The following is a 16,994-nucleotide window of genomic DNA, read 5'->3' on the forward strand; positions in this document are numbered from 1 at the left end:
CTGTGGACGACGGCCTCGGCTAGGCCTCGGGCAGCTCGGTCGCTGTACCCCGGACGTCGACCACGACGGCCGTGACGTTGTCGCGCCCGCCGGCCTCGACGGCCGCACGGACGAGCGCCGAGGCCGCGGCGTGCGACTCCGGCTGCTCGGCGAGCACACGCTCGATGTCGGAGCCCGAGAGCTCCTTCGTCAGACCGTCGGAGCAGACGAGGAGGCGCAGGCCGGCACGGGCGGGGATCCGCCAGTAGTCGGGACGCTGGTCGACGTCGAAGCCGACGGCCCTCGTGATCACGTTGCTGTCGGGGTGGGACTCGGCGTCCTCAGCGCGGAGGAGGCCCGCGTCGACCATCTCCTGGACGACGGAGTGGTCGACGGTGATCTGCTGCAGGGCGCCGTCGGCGACGAGGTACACCCGCGAGTCCCCCACGTTGAACACCGTGAACTCGGCCTCGCCGTCCTCGCCGGAGAGGAACACGCCGGTGGCGGTCGTGCCGACCCCGAGCTCGGTCTCGGCCGCGGCCACGGCGATGTCGGCCGTCGCCCGCCGCAGCGCCTCCTCGAGCTCGTCCGTGCTCAGGCTGTCCCGGACCGCCGCCTCCGCGATCCGCCGCACCACCGCGTCGCTCGCGACGTCGCCGGCGCTGTGACCGCCCATGCCGTCCGCGACGACGAAGACCGGTGCCTCGGCGACGTAGCTGTCCTCGTTGTGCGCGCGGCGGAGTCCGACGTCGGTCACGCCCGCCCAGTCGATCGACAGGCCGGGTGCGCCGGCGGCGAGGGGGTGGGCGGTGGTGGGGCGGCCGAGCTCTGTCACGGGCGAGGTCCTTCGTGGGCTGAGGGTCGGGGAGGCGGGAGGATCTCGAGGAGGTTGCCGTCGCCGACGTCCACTATGGTCCCTGCCAGCGCCACGGACGACTCGCCCTGCCGGAGAGTCACGGGAAGGCGCCCGGGCATCGTCACGACCGTGCCGTTCGTCGAGCGCAGGTCGGTGACGACGACGGTGGCGCCCACCTGCTCGACGCGGACGTGGCTACTCGAGACCTCGCCGGTCGGCGAGGGCACGACGACGAGGACGACCGGGGCACCGGTCGGGACACGCGGGGCAGCTGGTCGTCGGCCGACGACGACGGGGCCCTCGAGTCGATGGGCCTCGCCGCCCACGCGGAGCGCGTGCACCCGACGGGCGGGCGGCACGGGCGGGACGGCCGGCGGAGGCGGGGGCACGCTCAGGGCGGCGCGGCGCCCGTCGACGGTCGCGGCTCGGGGACGGACGACCGTGTCGTCGTCGGGGACCAGCGACGTCGAGGCCCGACGCTCGACGAGCACGGTGTCGTCGAGCACGGTGTCGTCGAGTTCCTCGCCGTCGTGCGGATCGGGTCGGGTCACGGTGTCCTCACGAGACGGTCGTCGAGGAGGCGCGTCACGCCCCACGACAACGCTACCGGTCGATCGCTCCCCCGCCTCCGTGCGTCACTCCTCCTGGTGTGGTCCCTCCCCAGGATCCGCCGGCCTCACCTCGTCCACAGGTGCCACCGCGGAGCACGTCGTCGCGGGCGCACCTCCGTAGCGTGCCCCCATGCCCGACCTCACCCTCGTCCCTCCCCTGGCGCCGGGGCTGCACGACGACCCGGGCGACGTGCGCTTCGTGCGGCTCCACTCGCCCGTCGGACGGATCGAGATCCAGAGCCGACGGGACGCCGTCGAGCGCGTGCTCGTGGACGACGGACGAGGCCTGCCGCACGACGGGCTCGTGGAGCACTCGGACGACCTGCTCGAGGCCGCCCGACGTCAGGTGCACGACTACTTCGACGGTCGGCGTCGTCAGTTCGACCTCCCGGTCCGGCCGGTGGGCACCGCCTTCCAGCTGTCCGTCTGGTCGGCGCTCGTCGCCGTCCCGTGGGGGCTGACGACGACCTACGGTCGCCTCGGCGGTGCCGTCGGGAGCCCGCAGGCCGGGCGGGCCGTCGGGGGCGCCGTCGCGTCGAATCCCCTGCCGTTGCTCGTCCCGTGCCACCGGGTCCTCGGCCGCACGGGCGGCGTCACCGGCTACACGGTCGGCCGGGGCGTGCCCACCAAGCAGTGGCTGCTGCGCCACGAGGGCATCGTCTACCGGATCGGGCCGGTCCCGGTGGTCTGATCGGGGGCCCCGAGACCGGAGGCACCGAGCAGCGACTCGGACACGAGCACCAGCTCACCCTCGGTCGACGGCTCGAGGACGATGCCGCCCCTCCGTGCCCACGCGAGGAGGTCGTCCAGCCCAGCGAGCTCGGGGCGCTCCCGGAGGAGGCGGCGGACGAGCAGCCCCTTGGACTTCTTGTTGAAGTGGTTGAGGGCTCGACGTCGACCGGACGCGTCGGACACGACACGGACGAAGACCGACCCGGGGCGCGGAGCCGGCCCGAGCGTGACGTAGCCCTCGGAACGGAGGTCGACGACGAACTCCCCCGAGTCGACGACCTCGGCCAGGACGGACGCCACGGAGGCAGACCACGTCGATCGCAGGGAGCCTGCCGGCAGACGAGAATCGTGCGACAGCCGGTACGCGGGGATGTGGTCCCCCGCCCGGACGAGCCCGAACAACGCAGAGTGGACGGCGATGTGCTGGTGTGCCCAGCGCCAGCCCGGCTCGTCGAGCTCGTCGACCCCGACAGGGTCGAACAGGACCCCGGTGTACCTCGCCAGGGCGGGCATCGTCGGCGAGAACTCGACCGTCCTGTTGCGGTCGACCTCGTCGGCGAGACGCGGGCCGAGCTTGAGGCCGGACATCATCGCGGCTCGATCGGACGAGAGGGCGAGGAGGCGGTCCGTCACGTCACGCCGGACCTCGCTCAGCTGCGGGAACGACAAGGACGCGGGGTCGAGCCCGGACGTGCCGCTGCCCCCGTCGAGTTTCGTCTCGGACGGGGGCAGCAGGAACAGCACGGTGGATCAGGAGGAGATGCGAACGGGTGTCAGGCCAGCTGCGCGTTGCGCGCGACGACCGTGACCGTGTCGTTCTCCACGGACAGGAACCCGTCGTCTGCGGTCGCCTCGACGGTCGACCCGTCGGTCAGGCGGACACGGACCTTGCCCGTTGCCAGGATCGCGAGGAGAGGCTCGTGACCCGGCAGGATCCCGATCTCACCCTCGGCGGTGCGGGCGACGATGGACGACGCCTCGCCCGACCACACCTCGTGGTCGGCCGAGACGACGCTCACGGTGAGAGCAGCCACGATCAGCCGTTCTCCTTCTGGATCTGAGCCCACTTCTCTTCGACGTCGGAGATGGACCCGACGTTGAAGAAGGCCTGCGTCGCGACGTGGTCGAACTCGCCGTCCGCGATCGCCGTGAACGACTCGATGGTCTCCTTGAGGGGGACCGTGGAGCCCTCGACACCGGTGAACTTCTTCGCCATGTACGTGTTCTGCGAGAGGAACTGCTGGATCCGGCGCGCACGCGCGACGGTGATCTTGTCCTCCTCGGAGAGCTCGTCGACGCCGAGGATGGCGATGATCTCCTGCAGTTCCTTGTTCTTCTGCAGGATCGCCTTGACGCGGATCGCCGTGTTGTAGTGCGCCTCGCCCAGGTAACGGGGGTCGAGGATGCGGCTGGTCGAGGTCAGCGGGTCGATCGCCGGGTAGAGGCCCTGCGACGCGATCTCACGGGACAGCTCGGTGGTGGCGTCGAGGTGCGCGAACGTCGTGGCGGGCGCCGGGTCGGTGTAGTCGTCGGCCGGCACGTAGATCGCCTGCAGCGAGGTGATCGAGTGACCGCGCGTCGAGGTGATGCGCTCCTGGAGCACGCCCATCTCGTCGGCGAGGTTGGGCTGGTAGCCCACGGCGGAGGGCATGCGGCCGAGGAGCGTCGAGACCTCGGAACCGGCCTGCGTGAAGCGGAAGATGTTGTCGATGAAGAGCAGGACGTCCTGCTTCTGCACGTCGCGGAAGTACTCCGCCATCGTCAGCGCCGACAGGGCGACTCGGAGACGCGTCCCCGGCGGCTCGTCCATCTGGCCGAAGACGAGGGCGGTCTTGTCGAACACCCCGGCCTCGTCCATCTCGGCGATGAGGTCGTTGCCCTCACGGGTGCGCTCGCCCACGCCGGCGAACACGGACACTCCGCCGTGGTCCTGCGCGACGCGCTGGATCATCTCCTGGATGAGGACGGTCTTGCCGACGCCCGCACCGCCGAAGAGGCCGATCTTGCCGCCCTGCACGTAGGGCGTGAGGAGGTCGATCGACTTGATGCCGGTCTCGAAGAGCTGCGTCTTCGACTCGAGCTGGTCGAAGGCCGGGGGCTTGCGGTGGATCGGCCAGCGCTCGGTGATCTCCACCTGCTCGTTGCCCTCGAGGTTGAGGATCTCGCCGGTGACGCTGAAGACCTTGCCCTTGGTGACGTCGCCGACGGGGACCGAGATCGGCGCCCCGGTGTCCGTGACCTCCTGGCCGCGGACGAGGCCGTCGGTCGGCTTGAGGGCGATGGCCCGGACCAGGTCGTCGCCGAGGTGCTGGGCGACCTCGAGGGTCAGCTCGCTGCTCGTGTCGCCGATCGTGATCGTCGTGTGGAGCGCGTTGTACACGCCGGGGATGGCGTCGTGCGGGAACTCGATGTCGACGACGGGGCCCGTGACCCGGGCGACTCGCCCGACGCCGGGAGCCGACTCGGTCGCGACCGGCGCGGTTGCGGTGTCAGTCATGGCTTCTCTCTCTTCGGATGGTGATGCTGGGGGGCAGATCTACTTGGCCGAGCTGAGGGCGTCTGCGCCGCCCACGATCTCGGAGATCTGCTGCGTGATCTCGGCCTGGCGAGCGTTGTTCGCCAGGCGGGTGAAGTCCCGGATGAGGGTGTCCGCGTTGTCGCTGGCGGCCTTCATGGCCTTCTGGCGAGCCGCGTGCTCGGACGCCGCCGACTGCAGCATCGCGTTGAAGATGCGGCTCTCGATGTAGACCGGGAGGAGCGAGTCGAGCACCTCGGTGGCGTCGGGCTCGAAGTCGTACAGCGGCAGGATCTCGTCGTCGGCAGGTGCCTCGACGCCCTCGACGACCTCGAGGGGAAGGAGCCGGACGACCTCGGGGACCTGGCTGACCATGTTCACGAACCGGTTGTAGACGATGTGGATCTCGTCCACCCCGCCCTCGGAGGCGTCGGTGAGGAACTTCGACACGACGGCGTCGCCGATCTCCTTCGCGGTCGCGAACTCGGGCTGGTCGGTGTTGCCCGTCCAGATCTGCTCCGAGTCGCGCTTGCGGAACGCGAAGTAGTTCTGCGCCTTGCGGCCGACGAGGTAGAACACGACGTCCTTGCCCTGGCCGCGCAGCAGGGTGGCCAGCTGCTCGGCCTCCTTCAGCGTGTTCGAGCTGAAGGCGCCGTTCAGGCCGCGGTCGGACGTGAACACGACGACCGCGGCCCGCTCGACGGTCGCGGGCTCGGTGGTGAGGATGTGGTCGACGTCCGAGAACGTCGCCACGGCCGAGACCGCACGCGTGATGGCTCGCGAGTACGGCCCGGACGCCTTCATCCTCGCCTGCGCCTTCTGGATGCGCGAGGCCGAGATGAGCTCCATCGCCCGCGTGACCTTCTTCGTGGTCTGCGCGGAGCGGATCCTCTGGCGGTAGACCCGTAGTTGGGCTCCCATGACTCTCCTGTTGTCTCGTCAGTCGTGATCGTCGGTCGAGCGCGTCAGCGCTTGGCCTTGACGATCTTCTCCTGGTTGACGTCGGCGGCGTCGGTGGCCTCGAACTGCTCGGTGCCGACCGACGCGAGGGGCTTGCCCTCTCCCGTCTGGAACTCCTGCTTGAAGGAGTCGACGCCGGCGTCGAGCGCGGAGACGATGTCGTCCGAGAGGACGTTCTTCTCGCGGAGGTCGGACAGCACCGAGGTGTTGCGGCCGAGGTAGTCCAGCAGCTCGCGCTCGAAGCGGAGCACGTCGGGCACGGGGACCTCGTCGAGCTTGCCGTTCGTGCCGGCCCAGATCGAGACGACCTGGTCCTCGACGGGGTACGGCGAGTACTGCGGCTGCTTGAGCAGCTCGGTGAGGCGGGCACCGCGGGCGAGCTGACGACGGCTGGCGGCGTCGAGGTCGGACGCGAACATCGCGAAGGCCTCGAGCGAGCGGTACTGGGCCAGCTCGAGCTTGAGCGTCCCCGAGACCTTCTTGATCGACTTCAGCTGCGCGTCGCCGCCGACTCGAGAGACCGAGATGCCGACGTCGACAGCGGGACGCTGGTTGGCGTTGAACAGGTCGGACTGCAGGAAGATCTGGCCGTCGGTGATCGAGATCACGTTGGTCGGGATGTAGGCCGAGACGTCGTTGGCCTTGGTCTCGATGATCGGGAGACCGGTCATCGAACCGGCACCGAGCTCGTCCGACAGCTTCGCGCAGCGCTCGAGCAGGCGCGAGTGCAGGTAGAAGACGTCGCCGGGGTAGGCCTCGCGGCCCGGCGGGCGACGGAGGAGGAGGGACACGGCACGGTAGGCCTCGGCCTGCTTCGACAGGTCGTCGAAGATGATGAGGACGTGCTTGCCGCCGTACATCCAGTGCTGGCCGATCGCAGAGCCGGTGTAGGGGGCGAGGTACTTGAAGCCCGCGGGGTCGGACGCCGGAGCCGCGACGATCGTCGTGTACTCCATGGCGCCGGACTCTTCGAGGGCGCCCTTCACGGACGCGATCGTCGAGCCCTTCTGGCCGATGGCGACGTAGATGCAGCGGACCTGCTTGTTGACGTCGCCCGACTCCCAGTTGGCCTTCTGGTTGATGATCGTGTCGATCGCGATCGCCGTCTTGCCGGTCTGGCGGTCGCCGATGATCAGCTGACGCTGGCCACGGCCGACCGGGATCATGGCGTCGATGGCCTTGATGCCGGTCTGCATGGGCTCGTGCACCGACTTGCGCTGCATGACGCCGGGGGCCTGGAGCTCGAGGGCACGACGCCCCTCGTTCGCGATCTCGCCGAGACCGTCGATGGGCGCACCCAGGGGGTCGACCACGCGGCCGAGGAAGCCGTCACCGACGGGGACGGAGAGGACCTCGCCGGTGCGGGTCACCTCCATGCCCTCTTCGATGCCGGAGAACTCGCCGAGCACGATCGTGCCGATCTCGTCCTCGTCGAGGTTCTGGGCGAGGCCCTGCGTGCCGTCCGCGAAGCGGATGAGCTCGTTGGCCATGACGCCGGGGAGACCCTGGACGTGCGCGATGCCGTCGGCGGCGTCCGTGACGTAGCCGACCTCGGTCGTCGAGGCCTTGGACGGGTCGTACGACGACACGAAGTCCTTCAGCGCATCGCGAATCTCATCGGGGCTGATCTTGATGTCTGCCATTGTGATTCCTATTCGTAGCGAGGCTTCAGGAGGCCTCGAGTCTGTGTGGGGTGCGTGCCTAGCCGGCGAGCTGGAGGCGGAGCGCGCTGAGCTTGGTGGCGACGGTCCCGTCGATGACCTCGTCGCCGACCTGGACGCGGAGCCCGCCGATCACGGCGGGGTCGACGACCTGGTTGATGCGGAGGCTACGCCCGAACTGTCGGGACAGACCCTGTTCGAGGCGGGCCGCGTGGGCGTCGTCGAGGACGCGCGCGGTCGTGACCGTGGCGACGAGCTGGTCCGACTGGTCGGAGACGATCTCGGCTGCCGTGCGGAGGAGCTCTCCGATCCGACGGCCGCGGGGCTGACGGACGAGGTGGCCGACGATCGTGATCGTCTGCTCGCTCGCGCGCCCCCCGAGGAGGCGCTGCACGAGGCCTGCCTTCGCCTCGGGATCGCTCAGCTTGGTGCCGATGGCGAGCTCGAGGGAGGAGTCGGAACGGACGGCTGCGTCGAAGGCGAAGAGCTCGTTCGCGATCGTGCTGCCGTCGGGGATCGTGGAGGCGACGACACGGATGCCGATCTCCTCCATGCCCGCGAGGAGATCGCGCTTCGAGGACCAGCGTCGACCCACCACGGACAGCACCAGCGCACGCGCCGGCTCGGTGAAGGCACCGAACACGCGGTCGACGAGCTGCTTCTTGGTGGCCGCGTCGACGGCGGGGTCGGCGAAGTAGGCCTGGAGCTGGACGTTGCCGCCGATGACGCGACCGGCGTCGAGCACCTGCTCGCCCGTCGTCAGGTCCGCGGCACCGCCGAGGTCGGCGAGGGTGGACCTCGCCGACCCGAGCGCCTCACGGGACATGGAGCCCATCGTCAGCGGCCCGCCTTCGTGTTCTGGTCGGCCTCGAGGTCGGCCAGGAACCGGTCGACGACGGCGGATGCCTTGGCGTCGTCCGCGAGGGACTCGCCGATGACGCCCGACGCGAGGTCGATGGCCAGCGAGCCCACCTCGGCACGGAGCGACGCGACAGCAGCCGCACGCTCGGCCTCGATCTGGACGTGGGCGTTCGCGGTGACGCGATCGGCCTCGGCCTGTGCCTGCTGCTTGAGGTCGGCGAGGATCTCGGCGCCCTCGGCGCGAGCGGCCTCACGGATGCGAGCCGCCTCGGCGCGGGCGTCGGCCAGCTGCTTCTTGTACTCGTCGAGGGCCTTCGCCGCCTCGGCCTGAGCGGCCTCGGCGTGGGCGATGCCGCCTTCGATGCGCTCGGCACGCTCGTCGAGGATCTTGCGGAACTTCGGGATCGCGAAGATCCCGAAGAACGCGGCGATGACCACGAAGACGACGAGAGACCAGAGGATGTCGTAACCGGCGGGGAAGAAGACGGCAGCCCCTTCGGGAGCACCGCCCTCGGCCGCGAGGATCGTCTCGATCATCGGTGTGTCGTCCTAACTGATCAGGAGAAGATGAAGCCGGCGGCGAGGCCGATGAAGCCCAGCAGCTCGGTGAACGCGATGCCGAGGAACATCGTGACCTGGAGGCGGCCGGCCAGCTCGGGCTGACGTGCCATGGCCTCGACGGTCTTGCCCGCGACGATGCCGATGCCGATGCCGGGGCCGATCGCTGCGAGGCCGTAGCCGACGGTCGCGATGTTGCCGTTGATCTCAGCGAGGATCGTGGTGGTGTCCACTTGTGTTTCCTTCCGGTTGGGCGGGGCTCGTCAGGCGACGGGCCCCGTCGTTCTTAGTGTTCGTTCGACGCTCAGTGTTCGTTCGACGCGGCCTGTTGGATGTAGACCGAGGCGAGGAGCGTGAAGACGTAGGCCTGCAGCACGGCGACGGCCATCTCGACGATGGTCATGACGAACCCGCCGATGAGGGTCAGGGCGCCGAACGCCATGAACCCACCGCTCATGCTGAAGAAGAAGAAGTGCGTCGCGGCGAAGCAGAGCACGAGGAGGAGGTGGCCGACCATCATGTTCAGCAGCAGTCGCAGGGCCAACGAGATGGGCCGGACGATGAAGATGTTGATGAACTCGATGGGCGTCAACAGGATGTACATGTACCACGGCACACCGGCCGGGAACAGCGCGTTCCGGAAGAAGGTCGCCCCGCCCACCTCGCGGAAGCCCGCGTAGATGAACATGACGTACGCGACGACGCCGAGCAGCAGCGGCATGGCGACGACGGAGGTGCCGGCGATGTTCAGCCCGGGCACGATGCCCGTGATGTTCATCGCGAAGATGCCGAAGAACATCGCGGCCAGCAGCGGCAGGTACTTTCGACCGAGCTTCTCGCCCAAGATCTCTTCGACGATCTGGACGCGGACGAAGTCGAGGCCGAGCTCGGCGATGCTCTGGCCACGGGACGGCACGAGGCGCCCCTTGCGGAGGGCGAGCCAGAAGAGCAGCAGCATGACGGCGATCGCGAAGAGGCGGACCAGCATGATGCGGTTCAGCTCGAAGGGGGTGCCTTCGAAGAAGATCGCGGACGGGAAGAACTCGTCAAGAGTCGGGGCGTGGAATCCCCCGTCTCCGTGGCCGGTCTCGGCAGCGGAGAGCAGGTTCACAGCGTTCGCTATCAGCGCTATCTCCTGTGTCGGGGCGAGCACCCTGAAGTGTCGCGACGATTGGTGGGGTTGTCATCCGAACCCGCAGAGAATCGCGGCCGGGGAACGGTCATGACTCTATCAAGGTATTCGGCGCTGGCACGAATCGACGACGGTCTTTTCATGCCCTGCAAGGAACATGACCCGGCCGCCGCCGCGGACGGGGCCGAGAGGGCCTCGCCGACGTGGTCCGTGGACCCGTCAGTCCTGCGGCGCCGGAGGCAGCACCGCGTCGCTGACGTTGCCGAGGCGACCGCGGACGACGACCAGGGCGTCGATGGCGAGGGTGCCGATGATCGACACGACGAGGGCCAGGAAGAGCACGACGTCGTTCACGAACGGCTGGTCCTTCACGAGGACGAGCAGCACGACGAAGATGACGAGCTTGAGCAGCCAGGCGCCCATCACGATGCCGAAGAAGGCCGCCAGGCGGAACCGGATCGCGATGAGCATGCTCGCCGCGGTGATGCCGGCGAAGACGACGGCGAGGGCCACGCCGACGAGCGCGCTCCAGAGCCCGTCCGTCCCGGCGAGGGCGTACCCGAGACCGCCTCCCACGACGGCGATCGCGAGGGCCAGGAACCCCGTGTAGGTGAGGATCTTGGTGAAGATCGATCGGGCGTTCATGGGCGTTCCTCCGGGGGTGTCAGTTCGGGCACCACGGCGTTCTGCGCCGTGTCGGTGTCGGACGGGTCGAGGACTCCGGCGGCCTCGTCGAGCGGGTCGAAGCGTCCCGACTCGCTCGCTGCGAGGTCGGCGGTGCGGGTGCTCTGGACGGCGACCTCGACGCGCTTCCTGCGGCTCAGCGGTGCGAGGGTCAGGGCAGCGCAGACGACGAGGCCGACGCCGAGGAAGAGGCCGACGAGCCAGGCGGGCTTGACGAAGAGGAACATGAGGCAGCCGACGGAGACGACGAGGGTCCACGAGTAGAAGATCAGCACGGCCTGGAAGTGCGAGTGGCCCATGTCGAGGAGGCGGTGGTGCAGGTGCTTCCGGTCGGCCGTGAACGGCGACTTGCCGGCGCTCACGCGACGCAGCACGGCGAGGCCGAAGTCGAGGAGGGGCACGACCAGGACGGCGAACGGCAGCAGGATCGGGATGAAGGCCGGGAGCAGCGCGGACCGCGAGATCGTGGCCGGGTCGATCTGGCCCGTCACGGAGATGGCGCTCGTCGCCATCACGAGACCGGTGAGCAGGGCGCCCGCGTCGCCCATGAAGAGCCGAGCGGGATGCCAGTTGAGCGGCAGGAAGCCGAGGCAGGCACCGATGAGGACGGCCGTCAGCAACGCGGCCAGGTTGAAGTACTCGGTCTGGCCGATGGTGATCGAGATGACGAAGCTGTAGATGAAGAACACGCTGTTCGCGATGATCGTCACCCCGGCGACCAGCCCGTCGAGGCCGTCGATGAAGTTGACCGCGTTCATCACCAGCACGATCGCGAGGATCGTGAGGATCAGCGACATGTAGGGGGAACCGATGGCGAGGCTGCCGCCGATCGGGAGCGACACCAGCTGGACGCCCTGCCACGCGAGGACGCCCGCCGCGATGATCTGGCCGGCGAGCTTGGTCATCCAGTCGAGGTCGTAGAGGTCGTCGACCACGCCGATCACGACGATGATCGTCGCCGCGCCCAGGATCGCCAGCGGCGGGCCGGGGTCCGCGAACACGAGGCGGAAGTAGTCGACGCCGGAGATGAGGGGGAAGACGAACCACGCGGCGAGGAGGGCGACCACGACCCCTGCCCACATGGCCACTCCCCCGAGCCGCGGCGTCGGCGTCTTGTGGACGTCTCGCTCACGGATCGTCGGGTAGAGCTTGAAGCGGAGGCCGAGTCGCCACACGACGACGGACAGCACGAAGCTGACGACTGCCGCGATGACCATCGCGAGCAGGTAGTACCTCACGCGAGGGCGTCGGCCCCGACGACGCGTCTGATCTCGGAGTCGGGCAGGACGCCGTGCCGGACGATGCGGACGATGCCGTCGGACGCCCCCGTGGCGTCGACGATCGTCGAGCCGGTGTTGGCGCCGGGCCGTCGTTCCCAGCCGTTGCCCACGGGCCCGGCGTCGAGGTACACCGACACCGAGTCGCCCAGCATGTCGAGGGCCGCCTGGGCGGTCTCGGCCGCGGCCTGGCCGGTGAGGTTGGCGCTCGACACCGCGAGAGGCCCCGTCTCCTCGAGCAGCTCGAGGGTGAGCGGGTGGCTCGGCACGCGCAGGGCGACGGTGCCCCGGGTGTCGCCGAGGTCCCAGCTGAGGGACGCCTGCGCGCGGAAGATGACGGTGAGCGGCCCCGGCCAGAACTCGTCGAGCAGCGGCCTGACGACGTCGGGGACCGTCGAGGTGAGCGCGGCGAGCGTGTCCTGCCCCTTGATCAGGACGGGAGGCGGCGACTGACGACCCCGCCCCTTGGCGTCGAGGAGCTTCTGCACCGCGCCGGGGTCGAACGCGTCGGCGGCGACGCCGTAGACCGTGTCGGTGGGCAGGACGACGAGCTCGCCCCGGCCGATGGCGCCGCGTGCTCGGCGCATGCCGGCGAGCAGCTCGGAGTCGACGGAGAGGTCGTAGAGGGAGGCCATGACCTGACGATGATAGTGCGGACGACCTGGAGAGGGCGTCAGCGCACCGCCGTCGTCGCACGGTCGCGACCGGTGAGGTCGGGGTGCGTGGCCGTCGACCGCCAGCCGTCGGCGTCCAGCAGGTCGCGGATGGCGCCTCCCTGTGCCTCGCCGTGCTCGATGACGAGCACGCCATCGGGGCGCAGGAGGCGGAGGGCAGTCGCCGACAGGTCGCGCACGACGTCGAGGCCGTCAGCTCCCCCGTAGAGGGCGAGCGCGGGGTCGTGCAGGCGCACCTCGGGATCGCGCGGCACCATCCCGACGGGGATGTACGGCGGGTTCGAGGCGACCACGGACACGGTGCCGTCGAGCTCGGGCAGGGCGTCCGCGAGGTCGCCCTCGACGAGGCGGGCGTTCTCGGCGCCGACCGCGGCGATGTTGCGACGGGTCCAGACGGCCGCCTCGGCCGAGAGCTCGACCGCGACGACGGACGCGTGCGGCACCTCCGTGGCCATGGCCAGGGCGATGGCGCCGCTGCCCGTGCCGAGGTCGACCGCGATCGGGGCGGGCTCAGCCGCGGCGCGCAGGGCGTCGACGGCCAGCTGCGCCACCCCCTCGGTCTCGGGCCGGGGCACGAAGACGCCCGGCCCGACGTGCAGCTGCATCGACCGGAACGGAGCCGTGCCCGTGATGTGCTGGAGCGGCTCACGGGCGGCGCGCCGGGCGATCGCGGCGGCGAACGCCCCGGCGGCGTCGGCCGTCAGGGCGGACCGGGTCACGACCCGGGCGCGGAGCACGCCCCGACCGAGGTCGAGCACGTGGGCGAGCAGCAGCTCTGCGTCGACGTCCGGCGTCGGCACCCCGGACGACGAGAGCACGGCCGACCCCGCCGCGAGGGCGGAGTCGACCGTGCGGGCGTGCCCGAGGTCGGCGACGGCGTCGCTCACGACGCGGCGTCGCCGATCTCGGCGAGCCGGGCCTCTTCGTCGGCCTGGATGCACGACTCGACGACGGGCTGCAGGGCCCCGTCCATCACGGCGTCCAGGTTGTACGCCTTGTAGCCGGTGCGGTGGTCGGCGATGCGGTTCTCCGGGAAGTTGTAGGTGCGGATGCGCTCCGACCTGTCCATGCCCCGGATCTGGCTCTTGCGGGCGTCCGACGCGATCGCGGCCTGCTCCTCCTGCTGACGCGCGAGGATCCGCGCCCGCAGGACGCGCATGCCGGCCTCGCGGTTCTGCAGCTGGCTCTTCTCGTTCTGCATGGCCACCACGATGCCCGTGGGCAGGTGGGTGATGCGGACGGCCGAGTCGGTCGTGTTGACCGACTGGCCCCCGGGGCCCGACGACCGGTAGACGTCGATCTTGAGGTCGTTCTGGTTGATGTCGACCTCCTCCGGCTCATCGACCTCGGGGAACACGAGGACCCCGGTCGTGGAGGTGTGGATGCGCCCCTGGGACTCCGTGGCGGGCACGCGCTGGACGCGGTGGACGCCTCCTTCGTACTTGAGGTGCGCCCAGACGCCCTGCGAGGGATCCGTGGCGTTCGACTTGATCGCGACCTGGACGTTCTTGTAGCCGCCGAGGTCGCTGTCGTCGCTCTGGATCATCTCGGACTTCCAGCCCATGCCCTCCGCGTAGTGCAGGTACATGCGCAGGAGGTCGGCGGCGAAGAGCGCGCTCTCCGCGCCTCCCTCGCCGCCCTTGATCTCCATGATCACGTCGCGGCCGTCGTCGGGGTCACGAGGGATCAGGAGGCGCCGCAGCTTCTCCTGGGACTCGTCGAGGCCCTGCTCGAGGGCGGGCACCTCGTCGGCGAACGCCTCGTCCTCCTTCGCGAGCTCCCGTGCGGCCTCGAGGTCGTCGCCCGCCTGCTGCCACGCCGAGTGGGCAGCCACGATGCGGCTGAGCTCGGCGTAGCGGCGGTTGATCTTCTTGGCGCGCGCGGCGTCCGCGTGGACCGCGGGGTCGCTGAGCTGCGTCTGGAGGTCGTCGTGCTCCGCGAGGAGCACGGACACCGACTCGAACATCAGTGGTCTTTGTGGCCGGCGTCGTGGCCGTTGGCGGGCATCGACTTCTGGATCTGCACGAGGAACTCCACGTTCGACTGCGTCTCCTTGAGGTTGCCGAGGACGATCTCGAGCGCCTTCTGCTGCTCGAGGCCGGCGAGGGCGCGGCGCAGGCGCCACGTGATCTTGACCTCGTCGGGGCTGAGCAGCATCTCTTCCCGACGCGTGCCGGAGGCGTTGACGTCGACGGCCGGGAAGATGCGCTTGTCGGCGAGGTGGCGCGAGAGGCGGAGCTCCATGTTGCCGGTGCCCTTGAACTCCTCGAAGATCACCTCGTCCATCTTGGAGCCGGTCTCGACCAGCGCGGTCGCCAGGATGGTCAGCGAGCCGCCGTTCTCGATGTTGCGCGCGGCGCCGAAGAAGCGCTTGGGCGGGTAGAGGGCCGACGAGTCGACGCCGCCCGACAGCACGCGGCCGGAGGCCGGGGCCGACAGGTTGTAGGCCCGGCCGAGGCGGGTGATCGAGTCGAGCAGCACGACGACGTCGTGGCCCAGCTCGACGAGGCGCTTCGCCCGCTCGATCGCGAGCTCGGCGACCGTCGTGTGGTCCTCGGCGGGACGGTCGAAGGTCGAGGCGATGACCTCGCCCTTGACCGTGCGCTGCATGTCGGTGACCTCTTCGGGACGCTCGTCCACCAGGACGACCATGAGGTGCACCTCGGGGTTGTTCACCGCGATGGCGTTGGCGATCGCCTGCAGCACGAGGGTCTTGCCGGCCTTGGGCGGCGAGACGATCAGGCCGCGCTGGCCCTTGCCGATGGGCGACACGAGGTCGATGATGCGGGTCGAGAGCTTCTGCTGCTCGGTCTCGAGGCGCAGTCGCTCCTGGGGGTAGAGGGGCGTGAGCTTGCCGAACTCGACGCGCTTCGCGGCCTCCTCGACGGGCTGGCCGTTGATCGAGTCGATCCGGACGATCGCGTTGTACTTCTGGCGGCCCTGGCCCTGGTCGCCCTCGCGCGGCTGGCGGATGGCGCCGACGACGGCGTCGCCCTTGCGGAGGTGGTACTTCTTGACCTGGCCGAGCGACACGTAGACGTCGCTCGCGCCGGGCAGGTAGCCCGTCGTGCGGACGAAGGCGTAGTTCTCGAGCACGTCGAGGATGCCGGCGACGGGGATGAGGACGTCGTCCTCCGAGATCTCGGGCTCGAACTCGTCCGTCTGCACGCCTCGGCCGCGCTTGCGGTCACGCTGACGGCCACGGCCCTGGCGGCCGTTCTCGTCCTGCTGCTGCTGCTGCGGGCCGGTGCCCTGCTGGCGGTCCTGCTGCTGGCGGTCGCCCTGCTGCTGGTCGGCCTTCTGGCTGCCCTGCTGCTGACGGTCCTGCTGCTGGCGGTCCTGCTGCTGACGGTCGCCCTGCTGCTGATCGGCCTTCTGGCCGCCCTGCTGCTGACGGTCCTGCTGCTGGTCGCCGGCCGCGGCCTGCTGGCCGGACTGGCCGTTCTTGCGGTCTCCGCGGCCACGGCTGCGGCTGCGACGGCCGCCGCCCTGCTGGCCGGACTGGTCGCCCTGGCCCTGGTCGCCCTGCGCCTGGTCGCCCTGGCCCTGGTCGTTCGCAGCCTGGTCGTTCGCAGCCTGGTCGCCCTGCGCGCGCTCGGCGTCGTCGACGGACGTGTCGAGGTCCGTGGTCGAGTCGGAGGGCTGCTCGCCCTGCGCCGCGGCCTGAGCCTCGGCGACGGTCGCGTCGGAGGCGCGGCGCGACCCACGGCGGCTGCGCGACGGACGCTCGACGGCGACGGGCGCCTCCTGCGCGGCCTCTGCCGCGGGAGCCTGCTCGGCCTGAGCGACGGGAGCCTCGACGGGGGTCGTGGCGGGGGCCTCGAGGACGGGCTCGACGCCCGACTCTCCGCCGTTGACGTGGTCGCCCGCGCCGCGCTGGGCGGGGGCGCCGGCAGCAGAGGTGGCGCGTCGCGAGCCGCGACGGGCACGGGTCGGGGCGACGGGCGCCTCGTCGGCCGCGGCGACCTGGTCGGCCTCGGCCGGCTCGGCGCCGGCGACCTCGACGGGTGCGTCGGCGACCGTCTCGACGGGCACGTCGAGCACGGGCTGCGCGACGACGGGCTCGGCGGCCTCGACCGGGGCAGCGCTGCCCCCGGCCGACTGCGCCTGCACGGCGGCGATCGCGGCGACGAGGTCGCCCTTGCGGAGCTTGGAGAGACCGCTGATGCCGAGCGAGGAGGCGAGGGCCTGGAGCTGCGGGAGGCGCATGGCGCTGAGTTCGGCGGTGGTGTCCGCAGAGTTGCGGATGTCGACGTCTGACACTGGTGTTGGGTTCCTTCCGCTCCCCCGCGAGAGCCGCGAGGCTGAGCTGGTCACACCTCGTGGCCTGGGGTCTGCCCTGTCGGCAGGCCCTGCGCGGATGCGCGCTGCGCGGGATGCGCAGAGGAGCTCACGGAGGTGCGGCGCACGTACGCCAGACAGGCGGACGGACGCTGCGAGATGTGCACTACGGGATGTGCGGCCCGGGGGGATCGAGGAGCCTGGGGACTCGAT

At 70.2% G+C, this 16,994-nt stretch carries 18 protein-coding genes; 1 reads left to right on the plus strand and 17 read right to left on the minus strand.

Annotated elements, in window-relative coordinates:
• Positions 1–19: 19 nt before the first annotated feature.
• Both ITJ48_RS03205 and ITJ48_RS03210 read right to left on the minus strand, forming a co-directional pair.
• Complete coding sequence (locus ITJ48_RS03205; protein WP_370544754.1) at positions 20–814, minus strand: PP2C family serine/threonine-protein phosphatase; 795 nt, start codon at positions 812–814, stop codon at positions 20–22.
• Complete coding sequence (locus ITJ48_RS03210) at positions 811–1,386, minus strand: FHA domain-containing protein (protein ID WP_194612377.1); 576 nt, start codon at positions 1,384–1,386, stop codon at positions 811–813. The genes ITJ48_RS03205 and ITJ48_RS03210 overlap by 4 nt, the downstream gene beginning before the upstream one ends.
• Positions 1,387–1,576: 190 nt before the next feature.
• On the opposite strand from ITJ48_RS03210, the gene ITJ48_RS03215 reads away from it, so the two are divergent.
• A complete protein-coding gene (locus tag ITJ48_RS03215) occupies positions 1,577–2,137 on the plus strand; it encodes a methylated-DNA--[protein]-cysteine S-methyltransferase (RefSeq protein ID WP_228506191.1) in 561 nt (186 codons plus the stop codon).
• Here ITJ48_RS03215 and ITJ48_RS03220 read toward each other — a convergent pair.
• From ITJ48_RS03220 to rho, 15 genes are all read right to left on the minus strand, one after another.
• Positions 2,107–2,922: a peroxide stress protein YaaA gene (locus ITJ48_RS03220; RefSeq protein WP_194612378.1), complete on the minus strand. Its 816-nt coding sequence runs from the start codon at positions 2,920–2,922 to the stop codon at positions 2,107–2,109. The two genes, ITJ48_RS03215 and ITJ48_RS03220, sit on opposite strands and share 31 nt — an antisense overlap.
• A gap of 29 nt (positions 2,923–2,951) precedes the next feature.
• Entirely contained in the window at positions 2,952–3,212 is a 261-nt protein-coding gene (locus ITJ48_RS03225; protein ID WP_123546308.1) for a F0F1 ATP synthase subunit epsilon, read from the minus strand.
• 2 nt (positions 3,213–3,214) lie between these two features.
• Entirely contained in the window at positions 3,215–4,675 is a 1,461-nt protein-coding gene (gene atpD, locus ITJ48_RS03230) for a F0F1 ATP synthase subunit beta (RefSeq protein WP_192041898.1), read from the minus strand.
• Positions 4,676–4,714: 39 nt separating this feature from the next.
• On the minus strand, positions 4,715–5,614 hold the full coding sequence (locus ITJ48_RS03235) for a F0F1 ATP synthase subunit gamma (protein ID WP_194612379.1): 900 nt from the start codon (positions 5,612–5,614) through the stop codon (positions 4,715–4,717).
• A gap of 44 nt (positions 5,615–5,658) precedes the next feature.
• Positions 5,659–7,296: a F0F1 ATP synthase subunit alpha gene (gene atpA / locus ITJ48_RS03240; RefSeq protein WP_194612380.1), complete on the minus strand. Its 1,638-nt coding sequence runs from the start codon at positions 7,294–7,296 to the stop codon at positions 5,659–5,661.
• 58 nt (positions 7,297–7,354) lie between these two features.
• Positions 7,355–8,149, minus strand: a complete 795-nt coding sequence (locus ITJ48_RS03245) for a F0F1 ATP synthase subunit delta (RefSeq protein ID WP_133737670.1) — start codon at positions 8,147–8,149, stop codon at positions 7,355–7,357.
• Between the two features lie 2 nt (positions 8,150–8,151).
• On the minus strand, positions 8,152–8,712 hold the full coding sequence (locus tag ITJ48_RS03250) for a F0F1 ATP synthase subunit B (RefSeq protein WP_123546317.1): 561 nt from the start codon (positions 8,710–8,712) through the stop codon (positions 8,152–8,154).
• Between the two features lie 20 nt (positions 8,713–8,732).
• Positions 8,733–8,966, minus strand: coding sequence for an ATP synthase F0 subunit C (gene atpE, locus ITJ48_RS03255; protein WP_043594505.1), 234 nt, complete (start codon positions 8,964–8,966; stop codon positions 8,733–8,735).
• A gap of 71 nt (positions 8,967–9,037) precedes the next feature.
• Positions 9,038–9,844, minus strand: coding sequence for a F0F1 ATP synthase subunit A (gene atpB / locus ITJ48_RS03260; RefSeq protein WP_123546319.1), 807 nt, complete (start codon positions 9,842–9,844; stop codon positions 9,038–9,040).
• A gap of 240 nt (positions 9,845–10,084) precedes the next feature.
• Positions 10,085–10,510 (minus strand): hypothetical protein, encoded by a 426-nt coding sequence (locus ITJ48_RS03265; protein ID WP_123546321.1) that lies wholly within the window; start codon positions 10,508–10,510, stop codon positions 10,085–10,087.
• Entirely contained in the window at positions 10,507–11,787 is a 1,281-nt protein-coding gene (locus tag ITJ48_RS03270; protein ID WP_370544755.1) for an MraY family glycosyltransferase, read from the minus strand. Before ITJ48_RS03270 ends, ITJ48_RS03265 begins: the two co-directional genes overlap by 4 nt.
• Positions 11,784–12,461 carry an L-threonylcarbamoyladenylate synthase gene (locus ITJ48_RS03275; RefSeq protein ID WP_194612381.1) on the minus strand — a complete coding sequence of 226 codons (678 nt, stop codon included), beginning with the start codon at positions 12,459–12,461 and terminating at the stop codon, positions 11,784–11,786. The genes ITJ48_RS03270 and ITJ48_RS03275 overlap by 4 nt, the downstream gene beginning before the upstream one ends.
• Before the next feature lie 38 nt (positions 12,462–12,499).
• Entirely contained in the window at positions 12,500–13,387 is an 888-nt protein-coding gene (gene prmC, locus ITJ48_RS03280) for a peptide chain release factor N(5)-glutamine methyltransferase (protein ID WP_194612382.1), read from the minus strand.
• On the minus strand, positions 13,384–14,466 hold the full coding sequence (prfA, locus tag ITJ48_RS03285) for a peptide chain release factor 1 (protein ID WP_123546327.1): 1,083 nt from the start codon (positions 14,464–14,466) through the stop codon (positions 13,384–13,386). The genes prmC and prfA overlap by 4 nt, the downstream gene beginning before the upstream one ends.
• Positions 14,466–16,763, minus strand: coding sequence for a transcription termination factor Rho (gene rho / locus ITJ48_RS03290; protein ID WP_194612383.1), 2,298 nt, complete (start codon positions 16,761–16,763; stop codon positions 14,466–14,468). Before rho ends, prfA begins: the two co-directional genes overlap by 1 nt.
• Between the last annotated feature and the right edge of the window lie 231 nt (positions 16,764–16,994).

It is taken from the genome of Frigoribacterium sp. VKM Ac-2530, assembly GCF_015350835.1.
Taxonomy (GTDB): Bacteria; Actinomycetota; Actinomycetes; order Actinomycetales; family Microbacteriaceae; genus Frigoribacterium.